Source organism: Kitasatospora sp. NPDC101155 (genome assembly GCF_044768305.1).
Taxonomy (GTDB): domain Bacteria; phylum Actinomycetota; class Actinomycetes; order Streptomycetales; family Streptomycetaceae; genus Kitasatospora.
Window position 1 is genome coordinate 21612 of record NZ_JBIWPN010000022.1, and the last position, 23816, is coordinate 45427.

At 72.1% G+C, this 23816-nt stretch carries 17 protein-coding genes; 1 reads left to right on the forward strand and 16 read right to left on the reverse strand.

Annotation, left to right across the window (positions count from 1 at the left end):
- Positions 1 to 4 precede the first annotated feature (4 nt).
- The 16 genes from ACIRYZ_RS28090 to ACIRYZ_RS28165 all read right to left on the reverse strand — a co-directional run bounded on the left by ACIRYZ_RS28090 (position 5) and on the right by ACIRYZ_RS28165 (position 22250).
- A complete protein-coding gene (locus ACIRYZ_RS28090; RefSeq protein WP_402949239.1) occupies positions 5 to 1288 on the reverse strand; it encodes a DUF4910 domain-containing protein in 1284 nt (427 codons plus the stop codon).
- Positions 1276 to 2301 (reverse strand): NAD-dependent epimerase/dehydratase family protein, encoded by a 1026-nt coding sequence (locus tag ACIRYZ_RS28095; protein WP_402949242.1) that lies wholly within the window; start codon positions 2299 to 2301, stop codon positions 1276 to 1278. Before ACIRYZ_RS28095 ends, ACIRYZ_RS28090 begins: the two co-directional genes overlap by 13 nt.
- 3 nt (positions 2302 to 2304) lie before the next feature.
- The gene (locus tag ACIRYZ_RS28100) at positions 2305 to 2982 is read right to left on the reverse strand and encodes a PIG-L deacetylase family protein (protein ID WP_402949244.1); all 678 of its coding nucleotides are present in this window, start codon (positions 2980 to 2982) and stop codon (positions 2305 to 2307) included.
- Complete coding sequence (locus tag ACIRYZ_RS28105) at positions 2979 to 3797, reverse strand: glucose-1-phosphate cytidylyltransferase (protein ID WP_402949247.1); 819 nt, start codon at positions 3795 to 3797, stop codon at positions 2979 to 2981. The genes ACIRYZ_RS28100 and ACIRYZ_RS28105 overlap by 4 nt, the downstream gene beginning before the upstream one ends.
- Entirely contained in the window at positions 3794 to 5029 is a 1236-nt protein-coding gene (locus ACIRYZ_RS28110) for a methyltransferase domain-containing protein (protein WP_402949249.1), read from the reverse strand. Before ACIRYZ_RS28110 ends, ACIRYZ_RS28105 begins: the two co-directional genes overlap by 4 nt.
- Entirely contained in the window at positions 5026 to 6300 is a 1275-nt protein-coding gene (locus ACIRYZ_RS28115) for a glycosyltransferase (protein ID WP_402949252.1), read from the reverse strand. Before ACIRYZ_RS28115 ends, ACIRYZ_RS28110 begins: the two co-directional genes overlap by 4 nt.
- 2 nt (positions 6301 to 6302) lie before the next feature.
- Positions 6303 to 7547, reverse strand: a complete 1245-nt coding sequence (locus ACIRYZ_RS28120) for an O-antigen ligase domain-containing protein (protein WP_402949255.1) — start codon at positions 7545 to 7547, stop codon at positions 6303 to 6305.
- A gap of 1 nt (position 7548) precedes the next feature.
- Positions 7549 to 9060 (reverse strand): right-handed parallel beta-helix repeat-containing protein, encoded by a 1512-nt coding sequence (locus ACIRYZ_RS28125; protein WP_402949258.1) that lies wholly within the window; start codon positions 9058 to 9060, stop codon positions 7549 to 7551.
- A gap of 9 nt (positions 9061 to 9069) precedes the next feature.
- Positions 9070 to 11037, reverse strand: coding sequence for an alginate lyase family protein (locus tag ACIRYZ_RS28130; protein ID WP_402949261.1), 1968 nt, complete (start codon positions 11035 to 11037; stop codon positions 9070 to 9072).
- Positions 11034 to 13232: a bi-domain-containing oxidoreductase gene (locus ACIRYZ_RS28135; RefSeq protein ID WP_402949263.1), complete on the reverse strand. Its 2199-nt coding sequence runs from the start codon at positions 13230 to 13232 to the stop codon at positions 11034 to 11036. Before ACIRYZ_RS28135 ends, ACIRYZ_RS28130 begins: the two co-directional genes overlap by 4 nt.
- A gap of 51 nt (positions 13233 to 13283) precedes the next feature.
- Positions 13284 to 15191: an asparagine synthase (glutamine-hydrolyzing) gene (gene asnB, locus ACIRYZ_RS28140; RefSeq protein ID WP_402949266.1), complete on the reverse strand. Its 1908-nt coding sequence runs from the start codon at positions 15189 to 15191 to the stop codon at positions 13284 to 13286.
- 3 nt (positions 15192 to 15194) lie between these two features.
- A complete protein-coding gene (locus tag ACIRYZ_RS28145; protein WP_402949269.1) occupies positions 15195 to 16724 on the reverse strand; it encodes a Wzz/FepE/Etk N-terminal domain-containing protein in 1530 nt (509 codons plus the stop codon).
- Positions 16721 to 18109, reverse strand: coding sequence for a Wzz/FepE/Etk N-terminal domain-containing protein (locus tag ACIRYZ_RS28150; protein WP_402949272.1), 1389 nt, complete (start codon positions 18107 to 18109; stop codon positions 16721 to 16723). Before ACIRYZ_RS28150 ends, ACIRYZ_RS28145 begins: the two co-directional genes overlap by 4 nt.
- Positions 18106 to 19386, reverse strand: coding sequence for a glycosyltransferase family 4 protein (locus ACIRYZ_RS28155; protein WP_402949275.1), 1281 nt, complete (start codon positions 19384 to 19386; stop codon positions 18106 to 18108). Before ACIRYZ_RS28155 ends, ACIRYZ_RS28150 begins: the two co-directional genes overlap by 4 nt.
- Positions 19376 to 20692, reverse strand: a complete 1317-nt coding sequence (locus ACIRYZ_RS28160) for a nucleotide sugar dehydrogenase (protein WP_402949278.1) — start codon at positions 20690 to 20692, stop codon at positions 19376 to 19378. Before ACIRYZ_RS28160 ends, ACIRYZ_RS28155 begins: the two co-directional genes overlap by 11 nt.
- Positions 20693 to 20765: 73 nt before the next feature.
- On the reverse strand, positions 20766 to 22250 hold the full coding sequence (locus tag ACIRYZ_RS28165) for a sugar transferase (RefSeq protein WP_402949280.1): 1485 nt from the start codon (positions 22248 to 22250) through the stop codon (positions 20766 to 20768).
- Positions 22251 to 23143: 893 nt separating this feature from the next.
- On the opposite strand from ACIRYZ_RS28165, the gene ACIRYZ_RS28170 reads away from it, so the two are divergent.
- Positions 23144 to 23764 carry a DUF6230 family protein gene (locus ACIRYZ_RS28170; RefSeq protein WP_402949283.1) on the forward strand — a complete coding sequence of 207 codons (621 nt, stop codon included), beginning with the start codon at positions 23144 to 23146 and terminating at the stop codon, positions 23762 to 23764.
- Positions 23765 to 23816: the final 52 nt, after the last annotated feature.

Sequence of the window (23816 nt, forward strand, 5' to 3'; positions counted from 1 at the left end):
GGCGTCATGCCTTGATCAGCCCGGCGCCCCGGAGGGCGCCGGCCGCGACGGCGACCGTGTCGAACGGCAGCCCGGACCGCTCGGCGACGTCCAGCAGGCTGTGCGCGCCGTCGGACATGCTGAGCACCCAGAGCATGGCCATCTGCGCCTCCTTGGCGTCGCTGCGCCCGCCGAGCGAGTCGTAGAGCCCGCGCCGGCCCAACTGCGGCTCGCCGTACGGGCTGAGGTTGAGGTAGCGCCGGTTGCGGTCGAGCACGGCGAAGGCCTCGCGGCAGACGGCGAGGGTGTCCGCCATCGCCTCCGGCTTGACGAAGTCCAGGTTGTCCGCCGAGGTGTGGTACTCGGGGTACCCGGCGTACGGGGTGCGGCTGAGCGAGCCGACGCCGAGGTCGAACCCGGGCGAGCAGTACTGCCGCTCGTCGTAGCCGTACGGGGTGAACTCGGTGACGCGGTGCGGGCGTTCGGATGCGGCCAGGACGTGCCGCAGCACCCGGTCGATCTCCGCGTCGCCGCGCCTGCTCTGCTTGTACGTCAGGTGGCCCGGGTCGCCGGCGCAGGCCAGCACCAGCCCGTGCTTGACCCGTTCCACCCGCTCCGCGTTGCGGGCCAGCCAGGTGATCGCCCCGATGGTGCCGGGCGCGAAGACGAACCGGTAGGTGTAGTACGGCGACCGCTGCGCCAGCTCCCGGGCCAGGAACACGGCCACCGCGACGCCAGCCATGTTGTCGTTGGCCAGCGACGGGTGGCAGACGTGGCAGGAGACGATCACCTCGTCGGCGACCTGCCCGGGGACGACGTGCTCGGCGTAGGTGAGGTGGCCGTCGGCGAGCGTGGAGTCGATGCGCACCTCGTACTCGCCGTCCGGCAGGGCGTCCAAGGTCTCCTGGGCCAGGCAGAACCCCCAGTCCGGCGTGTAGTAGCTGGTGCGGTACGGCACCCAGGTCGGGTGGTCCGGCAGGGTGTGCAGGTGGGCGCGCAGCTCGGTCAGCGGCATGGTCGCCGCCACCGGCACGCTGTAGCCGAGCACGTGCAGGGAGGACGCGGCGAAGTCGACGACCCGGTTGCCGGCGGTGTCGGCGATGTACGCGTCCCGGATGTTCCACTCCTGCGGCACCGTCCAGTCGAGCACCTGCGTCCCGGTCGGCACCTCGTGCACCTGCAGCGGGACGTACTCGCCGATGATGTCCAGGGTGGCGCGCACACCGTCGCCGGTGATGCTCCGGCACAGCGGGTACAGCCGCTCCACCAGCGCGTACATCTCCTCGCCGGGCGTGGTCACCGGCGCCACCGCAGGGTGTCGTCGACGGTGCCGGCCTCGGACGCCCGGCGCAGCACGGCCAGCCGGGTGAAGCTGCGTTCGAAGCCCTCCCGGGTCAGCCCGAACCTCCGGTAGGCGTCGGCGAGTTCGAGTGCGCCCTGCTTCACCGTCCACTCGCAGTCGAAGCCGGGCAGCGCGGCGCGGAACCGGGAGAAGTCCACCCGGTACGAGCGGGGATCGGCGCCGTTCTCCCCGGTGATCCGCACCTGCGAGCCGTCCACCGCCTCGGCGACCTGCCCGGCGATCTCGGCGACCGTGACGTTGTTGACCTCGCTGCCGATGTTGAAGGCCCGGTCGTGCACCGCCTCCCGCGGGGCGGTCAGCGCGGACTCGAAGGCCCGGGCGATGTCGGCGGCGTGCACCAGCGGGCGCCAGGGGGTGCCGTCGGAGAGCACCAGCACCTCGCCGGACAGCAGCGCGTGGCCCACCAGGTTGTTCAGCACGATGTCGGCGCGCAGCCGGGGCGAGTAGCCGAAGGCGGTGGCGTTGCGCATGTACACCGGGGTGAAGTCGTCGTCGGCGAGCTCGTGCAGGTCGTCCTCCACCCGCACCTTGGACTCCGCGTAGGGCGTCACCGGGCGCAGCGGGGCGTCCTCGCCCACCAGGTCGTCGCCGCCGGCGGCGCCGTAGACCGAGCAGGTGGAGGCGTACAGGAAGCGCCGCACCCCGGCGTCGCGGGCCAGCTTCGCCAGCCGTACGGAGGCGTGGTGGTTGATGTCGTAGGTGAGGTCCGGCGCCAGCGAGCCCAGCGGGTCGTTGGACAGCGCCGCCAGGTGGATCACGGCGTCCACCCCGGCCACGTGCTCGGCCGTGACGTCGCGCAGGTCCACCCGGTGCCCCGGCGGGTCCGCGGGCGTCGGGCCGAGGACGCAGTCCGCGAACAGGCCCGCGTCAAGGCCGACGACGTCGTGCCCGGCGGCCGCGAGGAGCGGGGCCATCACGGTGCCCAGGTAGCCCTGGTGTCCGGTCAGCAGTACGCGCAAGGTTCAGTCCCCCAGAGTGAGAGTGCCCAGAGTGAGAGTGCCCAGATGGAGAGTGAGTTTGGTGACGGCGAACGCCTCGGCGTAGCGCGCGTGGCATTCGATGCCGCGGATCCGCGCCAACCCGAGGAAGGCCTCCCGGTCGTACCAGGGCCGGTGCCGCTGCGAGGCGTAGTGCTCCTGCAGCAGCCGCACCTTCTGTTCGGCGGTCTCGTCCGTCAGCGGCTGGTAGGCCGTCGGACGGCCGAGGTCGGCGTCCCACTTGACGATCTCGTAGCCGAGTACGAGGTGGTCGCGGAACGCGGTGGTCATCAGCTGCGCCAGGCCGCGGTGGTCCTGGTGGGCGTCCTCCGTGCGCGGGGCGAGGACCAGCTCCGGCTCGGTCCGCGCGCGCAGCTCCTCGACCGCGGCCTTGGCCTCGTCCCAGTGCGCGGGCAGCCGGCCGTCCGGCAGTTTGAGCACGGTCAGGCGCAGGTCGGCGCCCGGGCAGAAGGCGGCGAGCGCGGCCTGCTCCTCCTGCTCCCGCTCGCTGCCGCCGCCGGAGAGCACCAGCGCGTCGACGCGCAGACCCGGCCGCGCGAGGCACATCGTCAGCAGGGTGCCGCCGGCGCCGATGGCGATGTCGTCGCAGTGCGCCCCCACCGCGACGATCCGGTCCAGGTCGCCTGCTCCGAGCCGGATCACGCGCTCCTCACCCCGCCGCCGGTCGCGCCGGCCCCGGCGCCGTCCCGTTCCCACACGGCCCACGGGCGGTCGCCCCGGGCGTAGGCGGCGTCGAGCGCGGCCCGTTCCTTCACGGTGTCGGTCGGCTTCCAGAAGCCGCGGTGCTGGTGGGCCACCAGCCGGCCGTGCTTGGCCAGCCCCGCACATCCGTCGGCGACCAGGTCCCCGTTCTCCGGGATGTGGTCGAACACCTCCTGGCGGAGCACGAAGTAGCCGCCGTTCTCCCACAGCGGCATGTCGCTCACCGCGGTGATGCCCCCCACCAGGTTGTCCTCGCCCAACTCCACGCAGTGGAAGGAGGACTGCGGCGGCACCACCATCATCGACGCCCCGGCGTCGCGCCGGGAGAACCGCTCGATCATCTCCGGCAGCGGGGCGTCGGTGAGCACGTCGGCGTAGTTGGCGAGGAACATCTCGTCGCCGTCGAGGTGGTGGCGCACCCGGCGCAGCCGCTCGCCGATCGGCGACTCGATGCCGGTCTGCGCGAACGTGATCGTCCAGGAGGATATGTCGGTGGACAACAGCTCGGTCTGCCCGCCCCGCAGGATGAAGTCGTTGGACGTCGTCTCCTCGTAGTTGAGGAAGAAGTCCTTGATGTGCCGGGCCCCGTACCCGAGGCACAGGATGAACTCCGTGTGCCCGTAGTACGCGTAGTAGCGCATGACGTGCCAGATCAGCGGCCGCGGGCCGACCATCGCCATCGGCTTGGGCACGTCGTCGGAGGATCCGCTGCGCATCCGCAGCCCGTAACCGCCGCAGAACAGGACGACCTTCATGCCTTGACCTCGACAATGCTCAGTTCCGGGATGGGGAAGACCAGTCGGCCGCCCCACTCGTGCACGAAGGACAACTGCTCGACCAGCTCGGCCCGCAGGTTCCACGGGAGGACGAGGACGTAGTCCGGCTTGTCGGTGCTGATCTGCTCGGGCGGCAGGATCGGGATGCGGGTGCCCGGGGTGAACCGGCCGTGCTTGTAGGGGTTCCGGTCGACCGTGTACGGGAGCAGGTCGGGCCGGATGCCGCAGTGGTTGAGCAGGGTGTTGCCCTTGCCCGGGGCGCCGTAGCCGACGACCGTCTCGCCGCGCTCGGCCGCGTCGATGAGGAACCGCAGGAGGTCCCGGCGCACCTTGGCCACCCGGGCGGAGAACTCCGTGTACCCGGACAGCTCCTGGAGCCCGGCGGCCTTCTCCCGGTCCAGCACGTCGGCCACCCGCCGGCTCGGCTCGCCGGCCGCCTCGGTCGGCCGGGCCCACAGCCGGATGGAGCCTCCGTGGGTGGGCAGCAACTCGACGTCCACGAGCGTGAGTCCGCCGCTCGCCAGCGCCCGGATCGCGGACGCGACCGTGTAGTACTGGAAGTGCTCGTGGTAGATCGTGTCGTACTGGTTCTCCTCGATCAGGGTCAGCAGGTGCTGCACCTCGATGGAGACCCAGCCGTCGTCGGACACCAGGGCGCGCAGCCCCCGGGTGAACCCGACCACGTCGGGGATGTGCGCGTACACGTTGTTGGCCACGACCAGGTCCGCCGGGCCGTGCTCGGCGCGGACGGACGAGCCGGTGTCCGGGTCCAGGAACGCCGTGAGCGTGGGCACGCCCGCCTCCCGCGCCGCGGCGCCGACGTTCACCGACGGTTCGATGCCCAGGCAGCGGATCCCCCGGTCCACCACGTGCCTGAGCAGGTACCCGTCGTTGCTCGCGACCTCGACCACGAAGGCGTCGGGGCCGAGGCCCAGCCGCTGGACGGCGTCGGCGACGAACGTGCGGGCGTGCTCCACCCAGGAGGTCGAGTAGGAGGAGAAGTACGCGTACTGCGTGAACGTCTCCTCCGGCGTGATCAGCGGAGGGATCTGCGCGAGCCAGCAGTCGGTGCAGACCCGCAGGTGCAGCGGGTACGCCGGCTCCGGCCGGTCCAGTTGGTCAGCGGCGAGAAAGCTCTCGCACGGCGGGGTCGCCCCCAGATCGACGACGCTGCCCATCGCCGCCGAGCCGCAGAGTCGGCATCGTGTCATTGACTGCCCCCAATCCTGCTCGCGCGGGTGCCCCGCCGCGAGCCAGCGTTTCCGTTCCCTACCGGCGACGCGCCGTTCGCGCCGCCGGACCGCACCGCGATCGCGGTGCGGTACCCCTCCACCAGGCGCTCCAGCCCGACGGCCGGGCTGAAGCCCTGTTCGTAGCGGTGCCGGGCCGCCCGGCCCATCTCCCGGTTGCGCTCCGGCGCGGCCGTGATCCGGCGGATGCAGGACGCGAGCGAGGCCGCCTCGCCCGGCTGGTGCAGCAGCCCGGTCACCCCGTCCTCGACGAGTTCGACGAAGGCGCCGTGACCGGCGGCGACGGCCGGGACCCCGGCCGCCATCGCCTCCACGACCACCAGGCCGAACGCCTCCAGCCACGTCGAGGGGGCCACCACGGCGACCGACCGCGCGACGGCCTGCCGGCACTGGTCCTGGTCGTACAGGCCGACGTACCGCACGTCGTCCCGGCCCGCCGCCCAGGCGGTCACCTCCCGCTCCAGCGGCCCCGCGCCGGCGACCACGAGCGGCACGCCCACACCGCCGTCCGCGGCGATCTCGTCCCACGCGGCCATGAGCAGCCGCACGCCCTTGGCCTCCGCGAGCCGGCCGAGGTAGAGCAGGTGCTCGCCCGCGCCCGTCCGGCGGGTGCCGGGGTCGGGCACGAAGTTGTGCTTCACCGCGAGCCGCTCGGCCGGCAGGCCGGCCCGCGACAGGACGTCGCGCTGGGCCGCGGAGATGCAGAAGAACCGCTCCACTCCGGACCACCACCGCCGCCGGTTGACCGCCAGGCTGACCGCGAGCGGCACCGTCGCCAGCCGGGAGCCGCGGTAGCAGCCGTGCCGGACGGCGGGCAGCGGCGAGCCCCCGACGCACTCGGTGCACGGCCGGCCGTCCCGTTGCAGCGTGCCCGGCGGGCAGACCTGGGTGTAGTTGTGCAGTGTGGCGACGGCGGGCACGTCGGCGTCGGCGCAGGCGGCCAGCACCGCGGGCGACAGGAGTGGGAAGACGTTGTGGACGTGCACCACGTCCGGCCGCTCGGTGCGCAGCCGGGCGGCGAGCTCCGCGCGGACCGCCGGGTTCCACGGCACCAGCAGCGGCACCGCGGCCTTGCCGAGCAGGGACCGGGCGGCGATGTCGTCGCTGCGCCGCTCGAACACCTCGACCCGGTGGCCGGCCTCGCGCAGCAGCTCCACCTCCTGGTCGACGACCTTGTTCTCCCCGCTCGGCTGCGCCGAGTTGTAGCGGTTGTGCACCACGAGGACGTGCATGCTCAGGTTCCCTCCGATCTCTGGGCCCAATGCGGTGTGCGGCGTCGGGGGACTGCAGGGGCCGAGAGGGGCGCGGCCGCGGCAGGTGCCGCCAGCAGCGAGGCGGCCACGGTCAGGTGGAGCAGGTACGGCGAGGCGTCGCCCAGCCCGGCCTCGGTGTACGAGGCGATCGCGCAGTAGCTGATCAGGAAGATCGCGCAGGCCCTGGCCGGTGAGGGCGGCCGCAGCAGGGCGACGCCGCCCAGCACGACGAAGACCGCCGCCACGATGGTGACGCCGGCCAGACCCTGTTCGTTGTAGACGGCCAGCCAGCTGTTGTCGATCGGCAGCCCGCCGAACGACTTGTCGCCCAGGCCCATGCCGAACAGCTGCTCCGTGGTCGTCCGGGGCGCTGCCAGCAGGGCGTCCCAGACCTTGGCCCGACCGGTGAGGTTGGAGAAGTTCTCCTGGGTCTGTCCGCGCAGGAACCACGCCTGGAGCAGCGAACTCAGGCCCACCGCGGCCACGGTGGCGCACAGCACCGCCCAGGCGAAGAACCGGCGGGCGGCGGCGCTGGTCAGGATGAGCGAGCCGATCGCCAACGCCAGGCCGATGATCAGGCCGAGCGTGGCCGTCCGGGTGTGGGTCAACGCGAGCAGGACGAGTGACGGCACGATGACCGCCGCCGCACTGACCCCGGTGGTCCGGCGGTCCAGGAGGAGCAGCACGGTGAGTCCGATGATCACCGCGGCGTACTGTCCGATCTGCGGCGGGGTGAGCGGCCACAGCGCGCCGACCAGCCGACCGCCGTAGAGGTCGGGCATGGCCGCGCCCGGTGAGACGACCAGGCCGGCGGCCACCGTCGCGAGCACCGCGAAGTACATCCGGATGTGGTACCGGACGAACGTCTGGCTGCCGTCCCACCAGCGGCTGAGCAGCCACAGCGTGCCGACGAAGAGCGCCAGCCGGAAGCAGCGGAACAGCGCGCCGAACCCGGACTGCAGGTTCGCGCTGGAGACCACGCTCAGCACCAGCATCAGGGTGAGCAGGAACAGGAAGGCGCTGGCCCGGACACGCAGCCGGAGATTGAGGACGAGCGCCAGCGCGAACGCGGAGACCAGCGCGCCCATGGTGGCCATCTGGATGAGGGAACGGGGCAGCGGGATGATGGTCCGCGCCCCGGCGGAGCCGAGCGTGTTGAGGATCAGCAGCCCCCAGACCAGCTCGACGGTCTTCGGGGTGCCGGTGTGCGTGAGGTCCCGGGCCATCTCAACCACCGGCCTGTGGCTGGAAGGTGCTGCCCGCGTCCTGCTGGTACGGCGTGCCCCGCCACTGCCCGAAGTCGAGCGCCCGGCTCGGGTCGTGGGCGACGAAGCTCCATGGTCCGAGGTAGGCGTTGTCGTGCCAGCGGTTCTGCTGTTTGCCGGTGATCGCCTCGGCGACCGGTTCGCCCTTGTACGGCGACCAGTCCGGATAGGTGCCGTAGTTGGCCAGGAGCGCCATGCGGCCGCACTTGACCGTGCACCCGACGACGGACGGGTCCAGCGTGAAGCGGTTGTCGTGGATGTCCACCCGCTGGGTCTTCCACCGGCAGTCGGAGTAGAGCGGCGGGGTGGCGATCGCCGGCTGGGCGCAGCTGTCGGTCTTCTTCACCAGCAAGGTGCAGTCACCCGACGAGGTGTTGGCCGGGCTGTTGCAGAACCGGTCGGCGTTCTCCCACAGGGTGATTCCGGACCAGTTGTCCTCCAGCACGTTCCGGTAGATCTCGATCCTGTCCGTGCGGGCCGGGATCCGTGGTTCGCCGCCGGACTCGGACAGGTAGACGGTCGCGTACGGGAAGTTGTCGCCGCGGTCGGCGGCATTGCGGCCCTCGACCCAGTCGTTCCGCCGGATCGTGTTGTTCCGGATGACCGCGTTGTAGCTGGTCTCGTAGATCAGCGCGGCGCCGTCGTTGGCCTCCAGTACGTTGTCCTCGATGCGGAAGTCGTTGTTGTTGGTGTCCGCCCACAACCCGGGTCCGCGGTTGTCGTGCACCCAGTTGCCGCGTACGTCGGCGCCGTTGACGGCCCAGAACTTGACGCCCCCGGTGCAGCCGCAGCCCGGCTGCCGCTGCTCCCACTGGTCGGTGTCGTTGGCCGTGATCTCGTTGCCCTCGACCAGCAGATCGCTGACGGGGGCACCGGACTTGTACGCGTTGATGCCGTACTGGCCGTTGCCGCGCAGGCAGTTGGCGCGGACCCGTTGACGGGCACCGGCCATCAGCCCGGCGCCGGAGTTGTTCTGGATCGTCGCGTGCTCGATCACCCACCCGTCGGCCGAGTCGTGGTTGACCACGCCCTCGTTCTGCGGCGCGACGAAACCCTGCACGGTCAGGTAGCGGATGGTGACGCCGGCGGCGCTACCGCTGAACGCGTACTCGTTGGTCTTCCGGCCGTCGAGCACCGCGCCCGGCGCGCCGAGGTAGCTGTCCCCCTCCTTGGGGACGACCTGGGCGTACCGGTCCGAGTCGAGCGTGTGCGTCCCCGGTTGGAGCCAGAACGTGGTGTTCGGGGGGCTGCTCCTGGTCTTCGCGGCCAGGTCACCGACCACCGCCGGGTCGACCGTCACCGCGCCCGCCGGTGCGTTCGCCGGCCCGGCCTCGGGGCCGGCGCACACCCGGGCCGCGGTCACGGCCCCGGACGGCGTGGCGGTCGGCTCCGGCCGGGCGTCCGAACCGCTCGTGCAGCCGGTCGCCAGCAGCAGGACCGCCAGCGCCCCCCAGTGCCGCCTCTTGATCCCCACCCTCCCCCCCTAGCCCCGGAACCCGAGCACGGTGATGAACCCCTGCGCGTCGTCGGCGAAGCCGGTGCCGACCAGCGTGGTGGCGGGTTCCTTGCGTCCGAAACCGGCGGAGTACCAGCCCAGCGGCGGCTCGCTCTCGCCGCGGTGCGCCTGCCAGGTCAGCTGCCCGGGCAGGTCGAGTACCGCGGAGCGGTCCTCGCCGTCGCGGGTCCAGGTCAGCACGGCGCGGTTGCCCGCCAGCTCCGCGGTGATCGCCGGGCCGAGGTGGAAGGCCAGGCGTACGGCGCCGCCCGGGCCGTGCACCTCGTCGACGATTCGCAGCTCCCGGCTCGCGGCGGTCAGCTCCACCCGGCGGCGGTGCACCGAGGGCTGGTAGCCGTCGTGCTCGGCGCACCAGCGGGCCACGGTCGGGTCGGAGGTGTCCGCGACCAGGACGCGGGTGCGGGCGTGCTTGATCCACAGGAACGGGCCGCCGGAGACGGACTGGTCCTCGCCGTCCAGCTCCAGGGTGTTGTGGCCCAGGGTGGAGCGGAAGTACCGCCGCCACTCGGGCTGTCCGTGGTAGCAGTACGTCCCCGGGTCGGCGAGCACGTCGACCCCGTCGTGGCGGACCTCCACGGACAGCGCGTCCGCGTGGCCGTGCGCGGCGATGGAGAGGAACCCGTGCGGGCCGCCGTCGCAGCGGCACCAGATCTCCTCCCCGGCGCGCAGGATGCTCATCCCCGCGTCGGGGAAGTGGACCGGCCGGCTCGCCGGGCGGGTCACGCTGCCGTTGTCGGCGCTGGCGTTCGTCCCGTACGGCCGGATGAGCGCGGCCAGCAGCGGGGTGCGCGCATCGGTGCCGGTCACCTCCGGCCACCAGGGAAGGCGACCGAACACGGCGGCGCCGGTGGCCAGCAGCGAGGCCCAGCGGTCGGTGCCCGCGCCGTCCACGATCAGACCGTGCCCGTCGTCCGCGTCCCCCTGGCGCGGCGGCCGCAGCCGGTTGTCCACGACGGCCGCGAGCGCGTCGGTCATCCGCAGCAGCACCAGCCGGACGGTCGCGGGGACGGGTACGTCGGCTGCGTCCGCCTCGGCCACCGCGGCCAGGCCGAGCTCCAGGACGAGCCCGTGGTACTCGGTGGCCAGCTCGCGGTTGAGGCCGGAGAGGAAGGTGTTGGCGCGCATGTGCCGCTCCAGCGAGCGCAGCGCGTCCGAGCGCCAGCGCTCGGAGGAGGGGAACCAGTCGAACGCGCAGGCCGCGGCGAACTGCCCGGCCGCCTCGGCGATGACGTGGTTGTTCGCCGAAGACCCCCGGCTGGGGAAGGCGGCCAGCCAGCGCTGGTGGTGCCAGATCTGGTCCAGCGCCACCGGGTTGCCCTCGAACAGGGCGGCCGCGCCCGGCCAGCCGTCGAGCAGCCGGCGGATCCACACCCAGGACAGCAGCCGGATGCCCAGCTCGATGCCGCTGATCCAGTGCACGCCCTCCAGCGGCGGGTTGACCGTCCACCAGGAGCGCAGGTGCGCGGCCACCCGCTCGGCGTAGCGCTCGTTGCCGGTGATCGCGTAGGCGGTGGCGAGCACGGTCAGGTACTGGTGGCGGGAGGGCTCCCAGATCTGCTTGATGTCACCGACCGTGTCCTCGTCCCGGTAGGGCACGTCGAAGGCGTAGCCGGCCGTGGCCCGGCGCCCGGTCTTCGGGTCGAGCCACCAGTCCGGGGCGGCCAGGTCGTCGCGCTCCACCCCGAAGAACTCGGCGTGCCCGTCCATCAGCCGGTCCGCCTCGGCGACGAGGCGTTTCGCGGCGTCCGCCGGTACCGCGGCGATCGCCCCGGCGGGCAGGACGGCGGTGAACCGGGCGTCCAGCACCAGGGGGCAGGGCGGCGGGGGCGCGGTGCGCCAGCGCCGGCGGCGCAGCGTGTCGCCGACCCGGCCGACGACCTCCTGGGGGCCCATCGCGGACAGCCGCCGCAGGTACCACCCCGGGCTCATGGTCACAGGGACCTCGCCAGGGTCACTGGTGCGCCGCCCGCCAGGCTCGCCTGCACGGCCAGGGTGGCCGCTGTGGTCGCGACCAGCGACTCCAGCGGCACCGGCATCGGCCCGCCGGTACGCACGGCCTTGATGAACGAGGCCAGCTCGTTGGACTGGCCCTTGTCCCGGGCCTTGGGCAACCGGGAGCTGACCCACCGCTTGCGGCCGGCTGTGCTTGCGAAATACACCGAGGCGCGGACGAAGTCGTCCAGCTTGAGCACCTTGCCGTCCGCGAGGAGGTCCAGCGTCTCCTTGGGGAAGCCAGGCGCGCCGGAGGTGACGTAGCTGATGGTGGCGGTGGAGCCGTCCGGGTAGCGCAGCACGACCTGGAGGTCCTCGTTGCCGGAGGGGGCGACGGCGTACACCGAGACCGGGTCGGCGCCCAGCAGCCAGCTCGCCGTGTCGATGAAGTGCCCGCCCTCGCCCTCGAACCGCGAGCCCTCGGTGCCCTGCTGGAGGTACCAGCTGCCGTGCTGCAGCCGGCCCGCGTTGACCAGGTAGCGCAGGCTCGCCGGGCCGGTACGGGCGCCGAGGTGGGCCTTGGCCTCGCGCAGCAGCGGCGCGAAGCGGCGGTTGAAGCCCACCTGGAGGCGGTCGTTGCCGGACTCCTCCACCGTGGCGAGTACGGAGGCGAGTTCCTCCTCGGTCAGGGCGAGCGGCTTCTCGACGAAGACGGTCTTGCCCGCGAGCAGCGCCTTGCGGGTCAGGTCGGCGTGGGAGCTGTGGCGGGTGACCACGAACACCGCGTCGATGGACCTGTCGCCGAGGACGGCGTCCAGGTCGGTGGTCGCCTGGGCGAAGCCGAACTTGCGCTGGGCGTTGGCCGCCGAGAGCGCGGTGGTGGTGACCACCGTGGACAGCGTGACGCCCTGGCGCTGGACGAGGTGCGGCAGCAGCATCGAGGTCGCGTAGTTGCCCGCGCCGACGAACGCCAGCCGTACCGGGGAGTTGCCCGTACGGGCCGGGGCGGAGACGCGGGTGCGCTTCACCTCGGGCACGGTGATCCTCGGGGCCAGCGGCTTCACCTCGGCCGAGGGCGAGGGGTAGCGGAACAGCGCCGTGACGGCCTTCAACTCCCCGTCCTTCAGGCGCCGGTACGTCTCCACGGCGTCCTCGAAGTCCGCGACGTGGGAGATCAGCGGGCCGACGTCGACCCGGCCGCGCGCCATCAGGTCCAGGAAGCAGGCCAGGTTGCGGCGCTCCGTCCAGCGCACGTACCCGATCGGGTAGTCGCGCCCCTCCAGCTCGTACTCCGGGTCGTAGCGCCCGGGGCCGTACGAGCGGGAGAACCGGACGTCGAGCTCCTTCTCGTAGTACGCGTTCCAGGGCAGGTCCAGGCGGCACTTTCCGATGTCGACGACCCGGCCCCGGTCCCGGGCCAGGTGGGCGGCCAGCTCCACGGGCTGGTTGCTGCCGCCGCCGGCGGCCAGGTACACCTGGTCCACGCCGTGACCGTCGGTCAGCTCCATGACGGCGTTCTCCACGGCCGCCGAGCCGGGGTCGCCGCAGGCCGCCGCGCCCAGGCTCTCGGCCAGTTCGCAGCGCGAGGGGTCGGGGTCGGCCCCGACGACGCGCACCCCGGCGGCGGTGAGCAGCTGCACCACCAGCTGGCCGATCAGCCCGAGGCCGATGACCAGGGCCACCTCGCCGAGCTGCGGCTCGCCCTGGCGCACGCCCTGCAGGGCGATCGAGCCGACGGTGCCGAAGGAGGCGTGGTCCGGCGCGAGGCAGTCCGGCACCGGCGTGTAGAGGTTCCTGGGCACCCAGTTCAACTCGGCGTGCAGCGCGTGCTCGTTGCCCGCGCAGGCCACCAGGTCGCCGACCTTCACGTCGTCGATCCCCGCGCCGACCTGCTCGACCACCCCGCACAGTGAGTAGCCCAGCGGCGTGTAGGAGTCCAGCTTGCCCATCACCTTGCGGTAGGTGGCGGGCAGCCCGTTGGTGGCCACGCTCTGCATGACCTTGGCCACCTGGTCCGGGCGCGAGCGGGCCTTGCCCACCATCGACATCCCGGCCTCGGACACCTTCATCATCTCGGTGCCGGTGGAGATCAGCGAGTAGACGCTGCGCACCAGCACCCCGCCCGGCTTGCACCCCGGCACCGGAACCTCCAGCACCGACAGCTCGCCGCTCTTGTAGTTCTGCACTACCTGTTTCACCGGAAGTCCCCTCGCTTCTGAGCCCGTTGCTTCTGCGCCGGAATGTAGGCGCTATGCCTTGGTCGCGCCGCGGTACCAGTACTCCAGGGTCAGCACGTGCCAAAGGTGCTTGGAGAAGTCCTGCTGCCCGGCGGCGTCCTCGGCGACGAGCCGCGCCAGCGCGTCGCGGCGCAGGAACCCGGACCGCACGAGTTCCCCGTCGTTGATCACCTCGCGCACCAGCGGGGCCAGGTCCCGGCTCATCCAGGCGCGCAGCGGGGCGCTGAACAGGCCCTTGGGCCGGTACACGATCTCCCGGGGCAGGATCGAGGTGGCCGCCTCCTTGAGGACGGCCTTGCCTTGCCGGCCGACGATCTTGCGGTCGCCGGGGAAGGTGAACGCGGCCTTGACCACCTCGACGTCCACGTACGGCACCCGTACCTCGGTGGAGGCGGCCATGCTGGAGCGGTCGGTGTAGGCGAGGTTCAGGCCCGGCAGGAACATCCGGGCGTCGCCCAGGCACATGCGGTTGACGAAGTCGTCGAGGTCGTTGTCCTGGTAGACGTCCGCGTGCTCGGTCAGCACGTCCTCGACCGTCCCGGCCAGGTCCGGATTGACCAGGGCGAGCAGTTCCTCCTGGTCGTACATGGTGTAGCTGCGTCGGAACGCCGTCTCCTCCGGCAGATCGGCGAAGGAGAGGAACCGCTTCGCGAACCGCACCGACCGCAACCCCCGGCGCGCCGTGGCGACCGGCAGCCGGTCCACGGTCGCGGACAGGCCGCGCCGCAGGGGCCGCGGGATGCGCTGGTAGCGCAGCGCGAGCTGGTTGGCCAGGTGCTTGCGGTAACCGGCGAACAACTCGTCGGCACCCATCCCCGAGAGCAGCACCTTGACCCCGGCCTCCCGGGCGGCCGAGCAGATCAGGAAGGTGTTGATCGCGGCCGGGTCCCCGATCGGCTCGTCCAGGTGGTACGTCATCCGCGGCAGCAGGTCGAGCACGTCCGGGGCGATCTCGATCTCGTGCAGGTCCACGCCGAACCGCTCGGCCACCTGCCGGGCGTAGCGGAGGTCGTCCGGCATCGCCTCGAACCTGGCGTCCTCGGCGCGGAACCCGATCGTGTAGGCGGAGATCCCGGGATGGTCGCGGGCTGCCAGTGCGGTCAGGTAGCTGGAGTCCAGTCCGCCGGAGAGGAAGGTCGCCACGGGGACGTCGGAGAGCAGGTGGCGTCGGGTCGACTCCTCGACGATGGCGGCGAGATCCGGCAGTTCGCCGGCCCTGGCCCGCTCCCGGCCCTCGGCGGCGACGTCCCGCAGGTGCCAGAACCGGCCGCGCTCCACCCGGCCGTCGGGCCGGCACCGCAGCCAGCTCCCCGGCGGCAGCTTCTCCGCTTCGCGGAACGCGCACCGGGAGTCGGGCACCCAGTAGTACAGCAGCGAGGCCACCAGCGCCGCGTGGTCCACCTCCAGCGACCCGCCGGTGGCGGCGGCCAGCGCCTTGAGCTCGGAGGCGAACACCAGGCCCTCACCACGCCGGACCAGGAAGAGCGGCTTGATGCCGAGCTGGTCGCGGGCGAGCACCAGCTCACCGGTCCGCTCGTCGAAGATCCCGAACGCGAACATGCCGCGCAGCCGGGGCAGGCAGTCCGTGCCCCAGCGCCGCCAGGCCTCCAGCAGCACCTCGGTGTCGGAGGTGCCGCGGAAGCGCACCCCGGCGGCCGCCAGTTCGGCACGCAGCTCGGGCGCGTTGTACAGCTCGCCGTTGTACGTCAGGACGAGGCCGTCCGAGACCATCGGCTGGGCGCCGGTCTCGGACAGGTCGATGATGGCCAGCCGGCGGTGCCCCAGGTGCACTTCGCCGTCACCGACGGGGTGGCTGTACCGGCCCGCCCCGTCCGGACCGCGGTGGGCGAGGGTATCGGTGAGCAGGTCGGTCACGACCTTCCCGTCCGGCCATCGGTACGTGCCTGCGATGCCACACATGTCCTACCTCGCCTCCTGATCGCTGTCCGGGACCCGTGCGGTCCACATCGGTAGTCGTTCCGTCCGCCGCCGACCCGTCCGGCTCAGCCGGCCCGGTCGCTCGTCGCGGCCGCGCAGCGCGGTGTGCGGCCCGTCCCACAGCGTGCCGTCGGTCCGGTCACGCGGATCGGGGTCGATCAGCACCACGCCGAGCACCGGTATGCGCTGGTCCGCGAGCTGCCGCGCCACGGTGTGCAGCCAGGCGGCGCTGCCGTGCCCGGCACGCACGACGAGCACGGTCCGGGCGCCGAGGTACCGCAGGTCGGTCCACGCCGTGCCGGGCGCCACCGAGCCGACGCCGAGCCGGCGTTCCTCAGGCGGCACGGCCTCGGCGCGCTCGCCGCGGACCACGGTCGGGTCCCCCGGCTTCGGGCGGCGGCCGGCGAGCTGTTTGCCGGGCAGACCGTCGACGACGACCACCGGCCCCTCCTCCTGCGTCAGTGCCCCGGCGAGGTCCAGGGCGATCGCGCTCGTGCTGCGCGCGCAGCCCAGTTCCAGCAGCGACATCGCTTCCGTGGAGCCGCGCACGGTGCGGGCCAGGGTCGCGGTGAGTCTCGTCCGGGCCGCCCGGCTCCGTCGGAGCTGCCACCGTCCGGCCGACCTGCGGGGCACGCCGCTCAGCTCCGCGATGACCGAGGCGCCGAGGTTCGCCGCGATCTCCCGGCGCAGCACGGGGCGGTCCGCCACCACCGCGCCGACCGCGGCCACCGCGAGCCCGAGGACGAGCCCGAGGACGAGCCCGATCGCGGCGTCGGTGGCGGCGGTCTTCGGCAGGGACTGCCGCACCGCGCGCGGGGCGTCCACGATCTGCGTGCCGGCGACGAGCTGGGGCGTGCCGACCCGCGCCTCCGCGGCGCGCTGGCCGAAGGTGGTGATCTGCGAGGTGAGTTCGTTCCGGCTGGTGTAGAGCGAATCCAGGTTCGGCGGCGTCTTCGCCCCGCTCTGCTGCGATGCGGCGGTGATCGCCTGGTTGACCTGGGCGAGTTCGTCCCGCATCCGGTCACGCTGGTCGAGCAGGGCCTTGGCCTCGGCGTCCGCGGCTTCCTGGATCCGCCGCACGTGGTCCGCGACGAACGCGTCGGCCAGCGCCTTGGCCCGGGCCGTCGCCTCCGCGTCGCTGTGACCGGTCACGGTGATCTGCAGCAGGTTGTTGGTCAGGCCGACAGCCCCGTAGTCCCGCATGAAGTCCTCCGGTTTCTCCGAGGACCCGAGGGACTTCAGGGCCTGGCCGGCGATCCCCGTGGTCTGCAGCAGAGCGGCGTCGGTGCGGATCAACGTTCCGGGGTCGTTCGGCTGGTCCGCCTGATGCGCGACCAGCACCGTGGCCACCGCGCTCGGCGGCGGCGGCCGCAGGACCGCCAGCGCCGCGCCGAGCAGCAGCCCGAGCAGCGCCATGGCACACCAGAGGCGGCGGCGCCTGCGCACCGCGACCACCAGCGCCTGAAGGTCCAGCAGTGGAGCGGCCGGCGCCTCCGAAGCCGTACTCGTCGTCACCCCGAACCTCTCCCCGCCTCGTCGCCGACCGCGAGCGCCGGCGTGGCGGCGACCACGGGCACCGGCTCGGCGCCGTCCGGACGACGGTCGGCGGAGCGCGCCGGACGGTCCCGGACCGTGCCGGCGACGACGATGCCGACGACCTCGTGCCCGGCGTCCGCACACGCCCCGGCGATGCCGGCGAGCTCCCCCGCGGTCCAGCTGGCCGCGCTGAGCACGACCAGGGCACCGGACTCCTCGCCGGGGTCCGGCACCAGCGGCCGGGATACCGGAACCCCCACCACCCGCAGCAGCGGATCGCCCCCCGCCTCGGCGACGAGCTGCCCGGCGGCCCGGTGGGCCAGCTCGTCGCCGTCCGGGACGACCACCAACAGTCGCCGGGGGCTCGGCAGTTGGTCCCGGAGATGGGCGCACACCCGCTGGTAGCGGAGCTGCCTGCTGGCCTCGTCGCCGGAGGCGTGCGGGGTCGGCAGGTCCCACCGGACGTCGGTGCCCAGCAGCCGGCGGACCAGGGCCCGCGGGCCACGGCCCTCCGGCCGGTGCGCGGGCCGTTCACCGGGTACGTCGACGGTGCCGAGGAGCGCCGAGCCCAGCGCCGCGGCGATCTCCGGTTCGGTGCGCAGCCGACGGCTCATCCGTGCGGCGGTGAGATGGCCGATGACCGCGAGCAGGACGAACAACAGCGCCCCGGCGACGACGAGTTGCGTCCTGGTCGGTGGTGCCTCGCCGGTCGGTCGGGCCGCCGACCCCATGACGACCATGTTGGCCTTGTTGGCGGCCGGGTCGACCTGGTCCAGCTTCTTGATGGCGTCCTGCAACGAGGTGCGCAGCTTCTCCAGCTCGCTGCGGGTCTGCACGCTGTCCATGGTCTGCCCCGGACCGGCCGCGGCGGCCAGGTCGGTGATGCGGCGGCTGGCCTGCACCACCAGCTGCCGCAGCGCCTCGGGCTGCGCCGCTTCGGGGTCGGCGCTGTCGCCCGCGATCCGCGCGGCGAAGGTGACGAACTGCTGGGCCACCTGATCGGCGAGTTGCTGGGCGTGTTCCGGGGTGTCGGCCGTACCGGAGATCTTGATGATGTTCCCGTCCGCGGCCGTGGCGCTCACCCGGTCCCGCAGCTTGCTGCCGCTGCCCCCGGCCCAGCCGAGCGTGACGGCCGCGCGGTCGACCACCACCGAACTGGTCGCGATCTCCGCCTGCGTCAGCAGCTCGCGGTCCTGCCACACCCCCGGCAGCAGGACCGATGCCGACGTCGTGTAGCTCGGCGGGAACAGCAGGGAGGTGCCGTAGCCGACGAGCGCACCCACCACGGCGAGGACGGCGAGAAGCCGCCAGCGCCGACGGAGGATCCGACCGATCGTGGACAGGCGTATCGTTTCGTCGCTCAACGGCGCGGCCTTCTCCCGGGCCGGTCCGGGGAGCCCGCCGACACCGGAGCGTGGCCACGGCAGGCGGCGGCGTAGGCGTCGAGCAGCGACCGCTGGGAGTTCCGCCAGGAGAGCGGCCCGTTGATCCGCTCCTGGCCGAGCTTGCCCATCAGGGCCCGCTTCTCCGGATCGTCCATCAGCAGCGCTACGAGCCTGGCGAACTCGGCCTCGTCGTTGGCGGGCGCGTAGAGGGCGGCGTCGCCGGCGGAGACCCGCGCCTCCCGGAGGTCGAACGAGACGATCGGCCGACCCATCACCATGTACTCCAGGACCTTGTTCATGGTCGACACGTCGTTGAGCGGATTGCGCGGGTCGGGGGAGAGGCACACGTCCGCGGTGGACAGGTAGCGCACCAGGTCGGCGTCCGGAACCCGCCCGGTGAACTGCACCTGCTCCGAGAGCCCGAGCTGCCGGGACAGCTCCACCATCGCGTCGAAGGTGTCGCCGCCGCCGACGAACACCGCGTGCCAGTCGGTCCGCCCGAGCTCGTCGCGCAGCTTCGCGAGGGCCCGCAAGGCGTAGTCGACGCCGTCCTGGGGGCCCATGACGCCGAGGTAGCACAGCAGATGGGGCTTGCCGCGCTTGAGTTCCGGCTCGGGCGGTACCGGCTGGAACCGGTCGGTGTCGGGTGCGCTGCGCACCACGAAGACGTCCTCCGGCCGACGGCCGCCACGGCGCAGCGCGACGTCCCGGTAGCTCTCGTTCGTGGCGAGCACGACGTCCGCGGCCCGGTACGTCCACCGTTCCAGCGCGCACACGGCGCGGTAGAGCAGGTCCTTCCCGCGGTCGAACCGGGAGAGGTACAACTCGGGCACCAGGTCGTGCTGGTCGAACACGAACCGCGCGCCGCGCCGTTTCATCAGCAGGGCCGGAAGGAACAGCAGGTCGGGCGGGTTGCAGGCGTGGACCACGTGGACCGGGCCGACCTTGCGGGCCAGTCGGACGGTGTGCCACAGCGCGGTTCCGTACTCGCGCAGGTAGCCGGCCGGCCCTCCGGTGGCCGCCTGCAGCGGGTACCGGTGGATCCGCACCCCGTCGATCTCCGCTTCCGGCTCCGTGTCCCGCTTGCTGCCCTGGGGGCAGATGACGTGGACCTCCCAGCCCGCGTCGCGCAGCGTCGTGCACTCCTGCCACACCCGCCGGTCGAAGGGCACCGACAGGTTCTCCACCAGGACCAGCGCGCGACGGGCCCGCCCGTCGCGGCTGGCCGTGTCATGAAACGACGTGTTACCAAGCAAGGCCCATGTACCCCGGTTCGGTCCGGCGCGCCTCGGCGTCGGGAAGGCGGATGAGGTCGACGATCATCGGGCCGTCGCCATGGGGCAACGCCGACAGCACGGCCGGGTCCTTGGTCCCGACCACGCACACCTCGGCGTGGTCGAGCACCTCGTCGACGGACTGCGCGAGCAGCTGCGCGAGGTGCGGCAGCCGGGTCTCGATGTACTCGCGGTTCGCGCCGAGCAGCCGGGAGAGGTTCACGTTGGGGTCGTAGATCCGCAGGTCGTAGCCCTTGCCGAAGAGCCTCTCGGCCAGCTCGACGAGCGGGCTCTCGCGGAGGTCGTCGGTGCCGGGTTTGAAGGACAGGCCGAACAGGCCCACCCGGCGCTTGCCGGTGCGCTCCACCAGCTCCACCGCGCGCTGCAGATGATCGGAGTTGGAGGGCAGCACGTGGGAGAGGATGGGCACCGAGACGTCGGCCCTCCGCGCCGCGTGGACCAGGCTGCGCAGGTCCTTGGGCAGGCAGGAGCCGCCGAAGGCGAAGCCGGGCCGCAGGTAGGCGGGGCTGATGTTCAGCTTGCGGTCGGCCAGGAACACGTCGATCACCTGGTGCGAGTCCACCCCGAGTGCCTGGCACACCGCGCCCAGCTCGTTCGCGAAGCCGATCTTGAGGCCGTGGAACGCGTTGTCCGCGTACTTGATCGCCTCGGCCGTCGGGACCGGCACCCGGAACACCTCGCCGGGGAGCCCGTCGTACAGCGCCGCGACCACGTCGCCGCTCGCCGGGTCGAGCTCGCCGATGACGGTCTTGGGCGGGTCGAAGAAGTCCCGCACGCTCGTGCCCTCGCGCAGGAACTCCGGGTTGACCGCGACCCCGAAGTCCACTCCGGCCGTGCCGCCGGTGTGCTTCTCCAGGATCGGCACCAGCAGGTTAAGGCAGGTGCCCGGGAGCATGGTGCTGCGGAACACCACGGTGTGCCGCCCGCCCCGCTCGGCCACCGCGGCACCGATCTGCTCGGCGACCCGCTCCAGGTACGTGGTGCACAGGCTGCCGTTGGGCTCCGACGGCGTGCCCACGCAGACCAGCGACACCTCGCTGCCCATGATCGCTTCGCGGACGTCGCCGGTGGCGCGTAACGCCCCGGTCCGCACGACCTCGGCGATCAGCTCGCCGATCCGCTCCTCGACCACCGGGGCCTTGCCGTCGTTGACCAGGTCGACCTTCACCTGGTTCACGTCCACCCCGATGACCTCGTGCCCCAGACTGGCCAGGCACGCGGCCGACACGCAGCCCACGTAGCCGAGCCCCAGGACGCTGATCCTCATGACCCGTTCCTCCCCTCGGGCAGGCCCTTGTGGCCGGCCATCCGCGCGCCGATCGGACGACGCCCCCCACGCATCAGTAGGCCCCCTGCCCCTGAAGCACCGCACGCAGCGTCTTCCAGAGAATCACCGCGTCAAGGGCGAGCGACCAGTCCTCCACGTACCGCAGGTCCAGCCGGACCGCCTCCTCCCACGGCAGGTCGCTGCGCCCGCTGATCTGCCACAGGCCGGTGAGCCCGGGCTTGACGAGCAGCCGTCGCCGGATGTCCGGTCCGTACGCGGCGGACTCCTCCGGCAGCGGAGGCCGCGGACCGACGAGCGACATGGAGCCGGTGAGCACGTTGAGGAGCTGCGGGAGCTCGTCGATCGAGTACCGGCGCAGCACTCCTCCCACCCGGGTCACCCGCGGATCCCGGCGGAGCTTGAACAGCAGGCCGGCGCCCTCGTTGCGGTCGGCCAGCTCGGCGCGTGCCCGGTCGGCCCCGACGACCATGGTGCGGAACTTGACCAGGGTGAACTCACGGCCGTCCTTGCCGACCCGGTGCTGCCGGTAGAACGCCCCGCCCCGGCTGTCCACCCGCACGAGCAGTCCGACGATCACCATCAGCGGCGCGAACAGGACCAGCAGGACCGCGGCGCCCAGTCGGTCGACGACCTCCTTGACCGCCCGGGGGCCCCCGGTGAAGGTCGGCATGCTGACCCTCAGCATCGGGATCCCGAGCACCGCGTCGACGTGCAGCCGCGGGCCGGCCACCTCCATCAGCACCGGCGCCACGACCATCTCGGCGTCGCCGCCTTCGAGGTTCCAGGCCAGCCGCTGCAGCCGGTCCGGTGTCCAGTGCGGGTCCGGTGTGACCGCGACGACGCGGTAGCCGTCGCGGCGGACGTGGTTGGCGACGTCCGTCAGTCGGCCGACGACCGGCACTCCGTCCAGTCGGTCACCGCCCGGCCCGAGATCGTACGGTGTGCACACCGCCTCCACCCGCCAGCCGAGGTGCGGGAACTTGCGGGTCCGGGTGATCAGGTCGCGCACGGTGGCCGGGCTCCCGGCAGCGAGCACCGGGCGCAGGCACCGTCCGACGTTGCGCTGTTTGTGCAGCCAGAGGCGCAGCAGATACCGCTCGGTCATGGTGACGACCGTGATCGCCGGGATCGCGACGAAGATCCAGAGCTTGATGTTGTGCGAGGTGAGGGCGATTCCGCCGAGCGCCAGTACGACGGCCGCCGTGAACAGTGCGCGGCCGAGCCGGCGGAATTCCTCGGCGCCCTGGCCGAGCACGGCCGGGGCCCACGACCGGGTCATCGCCAGCGCGCCCAGCACCAGCAGCTCGGTGCCGAAGGCGAGGATTCCCCATTTCTCGTGCCAGTTGGCCGCGTCCCGAACCCCGAAGAAGCCGCCTATCGCCGCTACCACGAAGGCGGTGGCCACGGTGTCACTGATGATCACAGTACGGCGGTACTGCTGCTCCCAGTCGATCTCGGGCCGGCTGATTGTCCCGTTCCTCGGACGCCCCCGCGCCGGTAGAAACGGGCTGACTAATGCTCCTTCCCCCTGCTCCACAGCCCTCTCCAGGTCACCAGTGGGTTCCACGTGTTCGCTCCACACGGTTCCTCCCCCCGGGAGGCTCGCGCCTCCCGCACCTGATTCCTCCCCTAGGGAGGCCTCGCCTCCCGTGCTGCGCTGTTCCTGTCTCCGGGAGATCCAGCCCCCCTGTGAATGGCAAATCGGCTTGTTGCAGCGCTACCTGAACGTTCCACCCAGGCGCCGGCGGACTCGCGTGCCCTGCCGGAGTCCCGAGGTGCGCGGGAAACCGTCGACGGTTGCTCTCCACACTCGAGGACCGTCTCGGGCGCCAGGAATTGATCAACCCCACGTCTGCCGCCGGGGACGCGATTACGGGCCGTCCGCAGCGCCGGACCTGCAGATCATTGTTCGTCGCCTCGCGACCGACCGTGCGAAGCGAAAATCAATCTAGAGCATCTGGGCCACCCAATGAGGGGGATGTGTGAAACACGTGCTCTTGATTTGAAGTCGGATCTACGAAACGGTGACGGCCGACGGGTGTCTCGAAGGCGAAGACGTGCGGTGCGACCTGCGATGACGGGGGTTCTCCGGGCTGCCGGCACCGGCGATCCCGAGGCGTCCCGCCGCTGCCGGCCGGGCCGTGGGACTCGTGGGTGGCCGGGCGGCTCGGCCGATCGGCTCATTCCATCGGTCCCACCGGCGCTGATCAGCGCGCCCCGGTGCCGTGGCCGATGGGCCGCTGGAGTGATGTGCGGCGACATGGTCGCCGATCCGGGCGTGAATGGTTTGCGGAGCCATTTCCTGCATCGCATGATCGGCCGTGTTGGTCTTTTTCGATGTCGGGCAGTCGGTGCGGTGTCCCGTGCGCCCGCTCCCGTCCGGTCGCACGGGCGGCCCGGGAGTCGCGGTCCACGTCAGAGAGGGACGGCATGTCGCAACGCTTCGGCAGGACCCGCTGGAAGCGCTTCGCCGTCATCCTGCTGCCGTGTCTCGCGGCCACCGCGGCCCTCGTGGTCGGGGTGGCCCAGAACGCGCTCGGTGCGTCGTTCCTCATCTCAGGGGAGGAGTTCAAGCTCTTCGCCGACGAGCTCGACGGTGAGGGCTTCAGCCTGTACGGCACGGTGGACCTCACCCGCGAGCACGACCCGGTGCCGGTCATGGTCACGGGGTTCGAGTCCGCCACGATCCGCGGGCTCTGCCAGTCCGCCGTCTTCCCGATCCCGGTGCTCGGCACCTTCACGCTGCGGCTCACCGGCGACAAGCGGGAGGCCACCGCGAAGGAGTTCTTCATCGACTCGAAGACCCTGACGGCCGACCAGTCGACCGCCCATCGCCTCGACATCGGGGTCGCCGCCGGAGCGCTCACCAAGGGCGAAGTCAGCCGGGGCGATCGGGACTCGCGCTTCTTCAACCCCAACAGCCTGGCGCAGCAGGCAAGTTCGATCAAGCTGACCGACGTGCGGGTGACCGCGGTCGCGGTGGCGGCCGGCAGCTTCGATGTTCCGGGGCTGGGCGTGTCGCTGGTGCGCGGCCGGGACGAGTGCTTCTGACCCGTCGGCCCGCTGACCCGATACCCCGGTGATCCGCCTCAATCCCACTGAC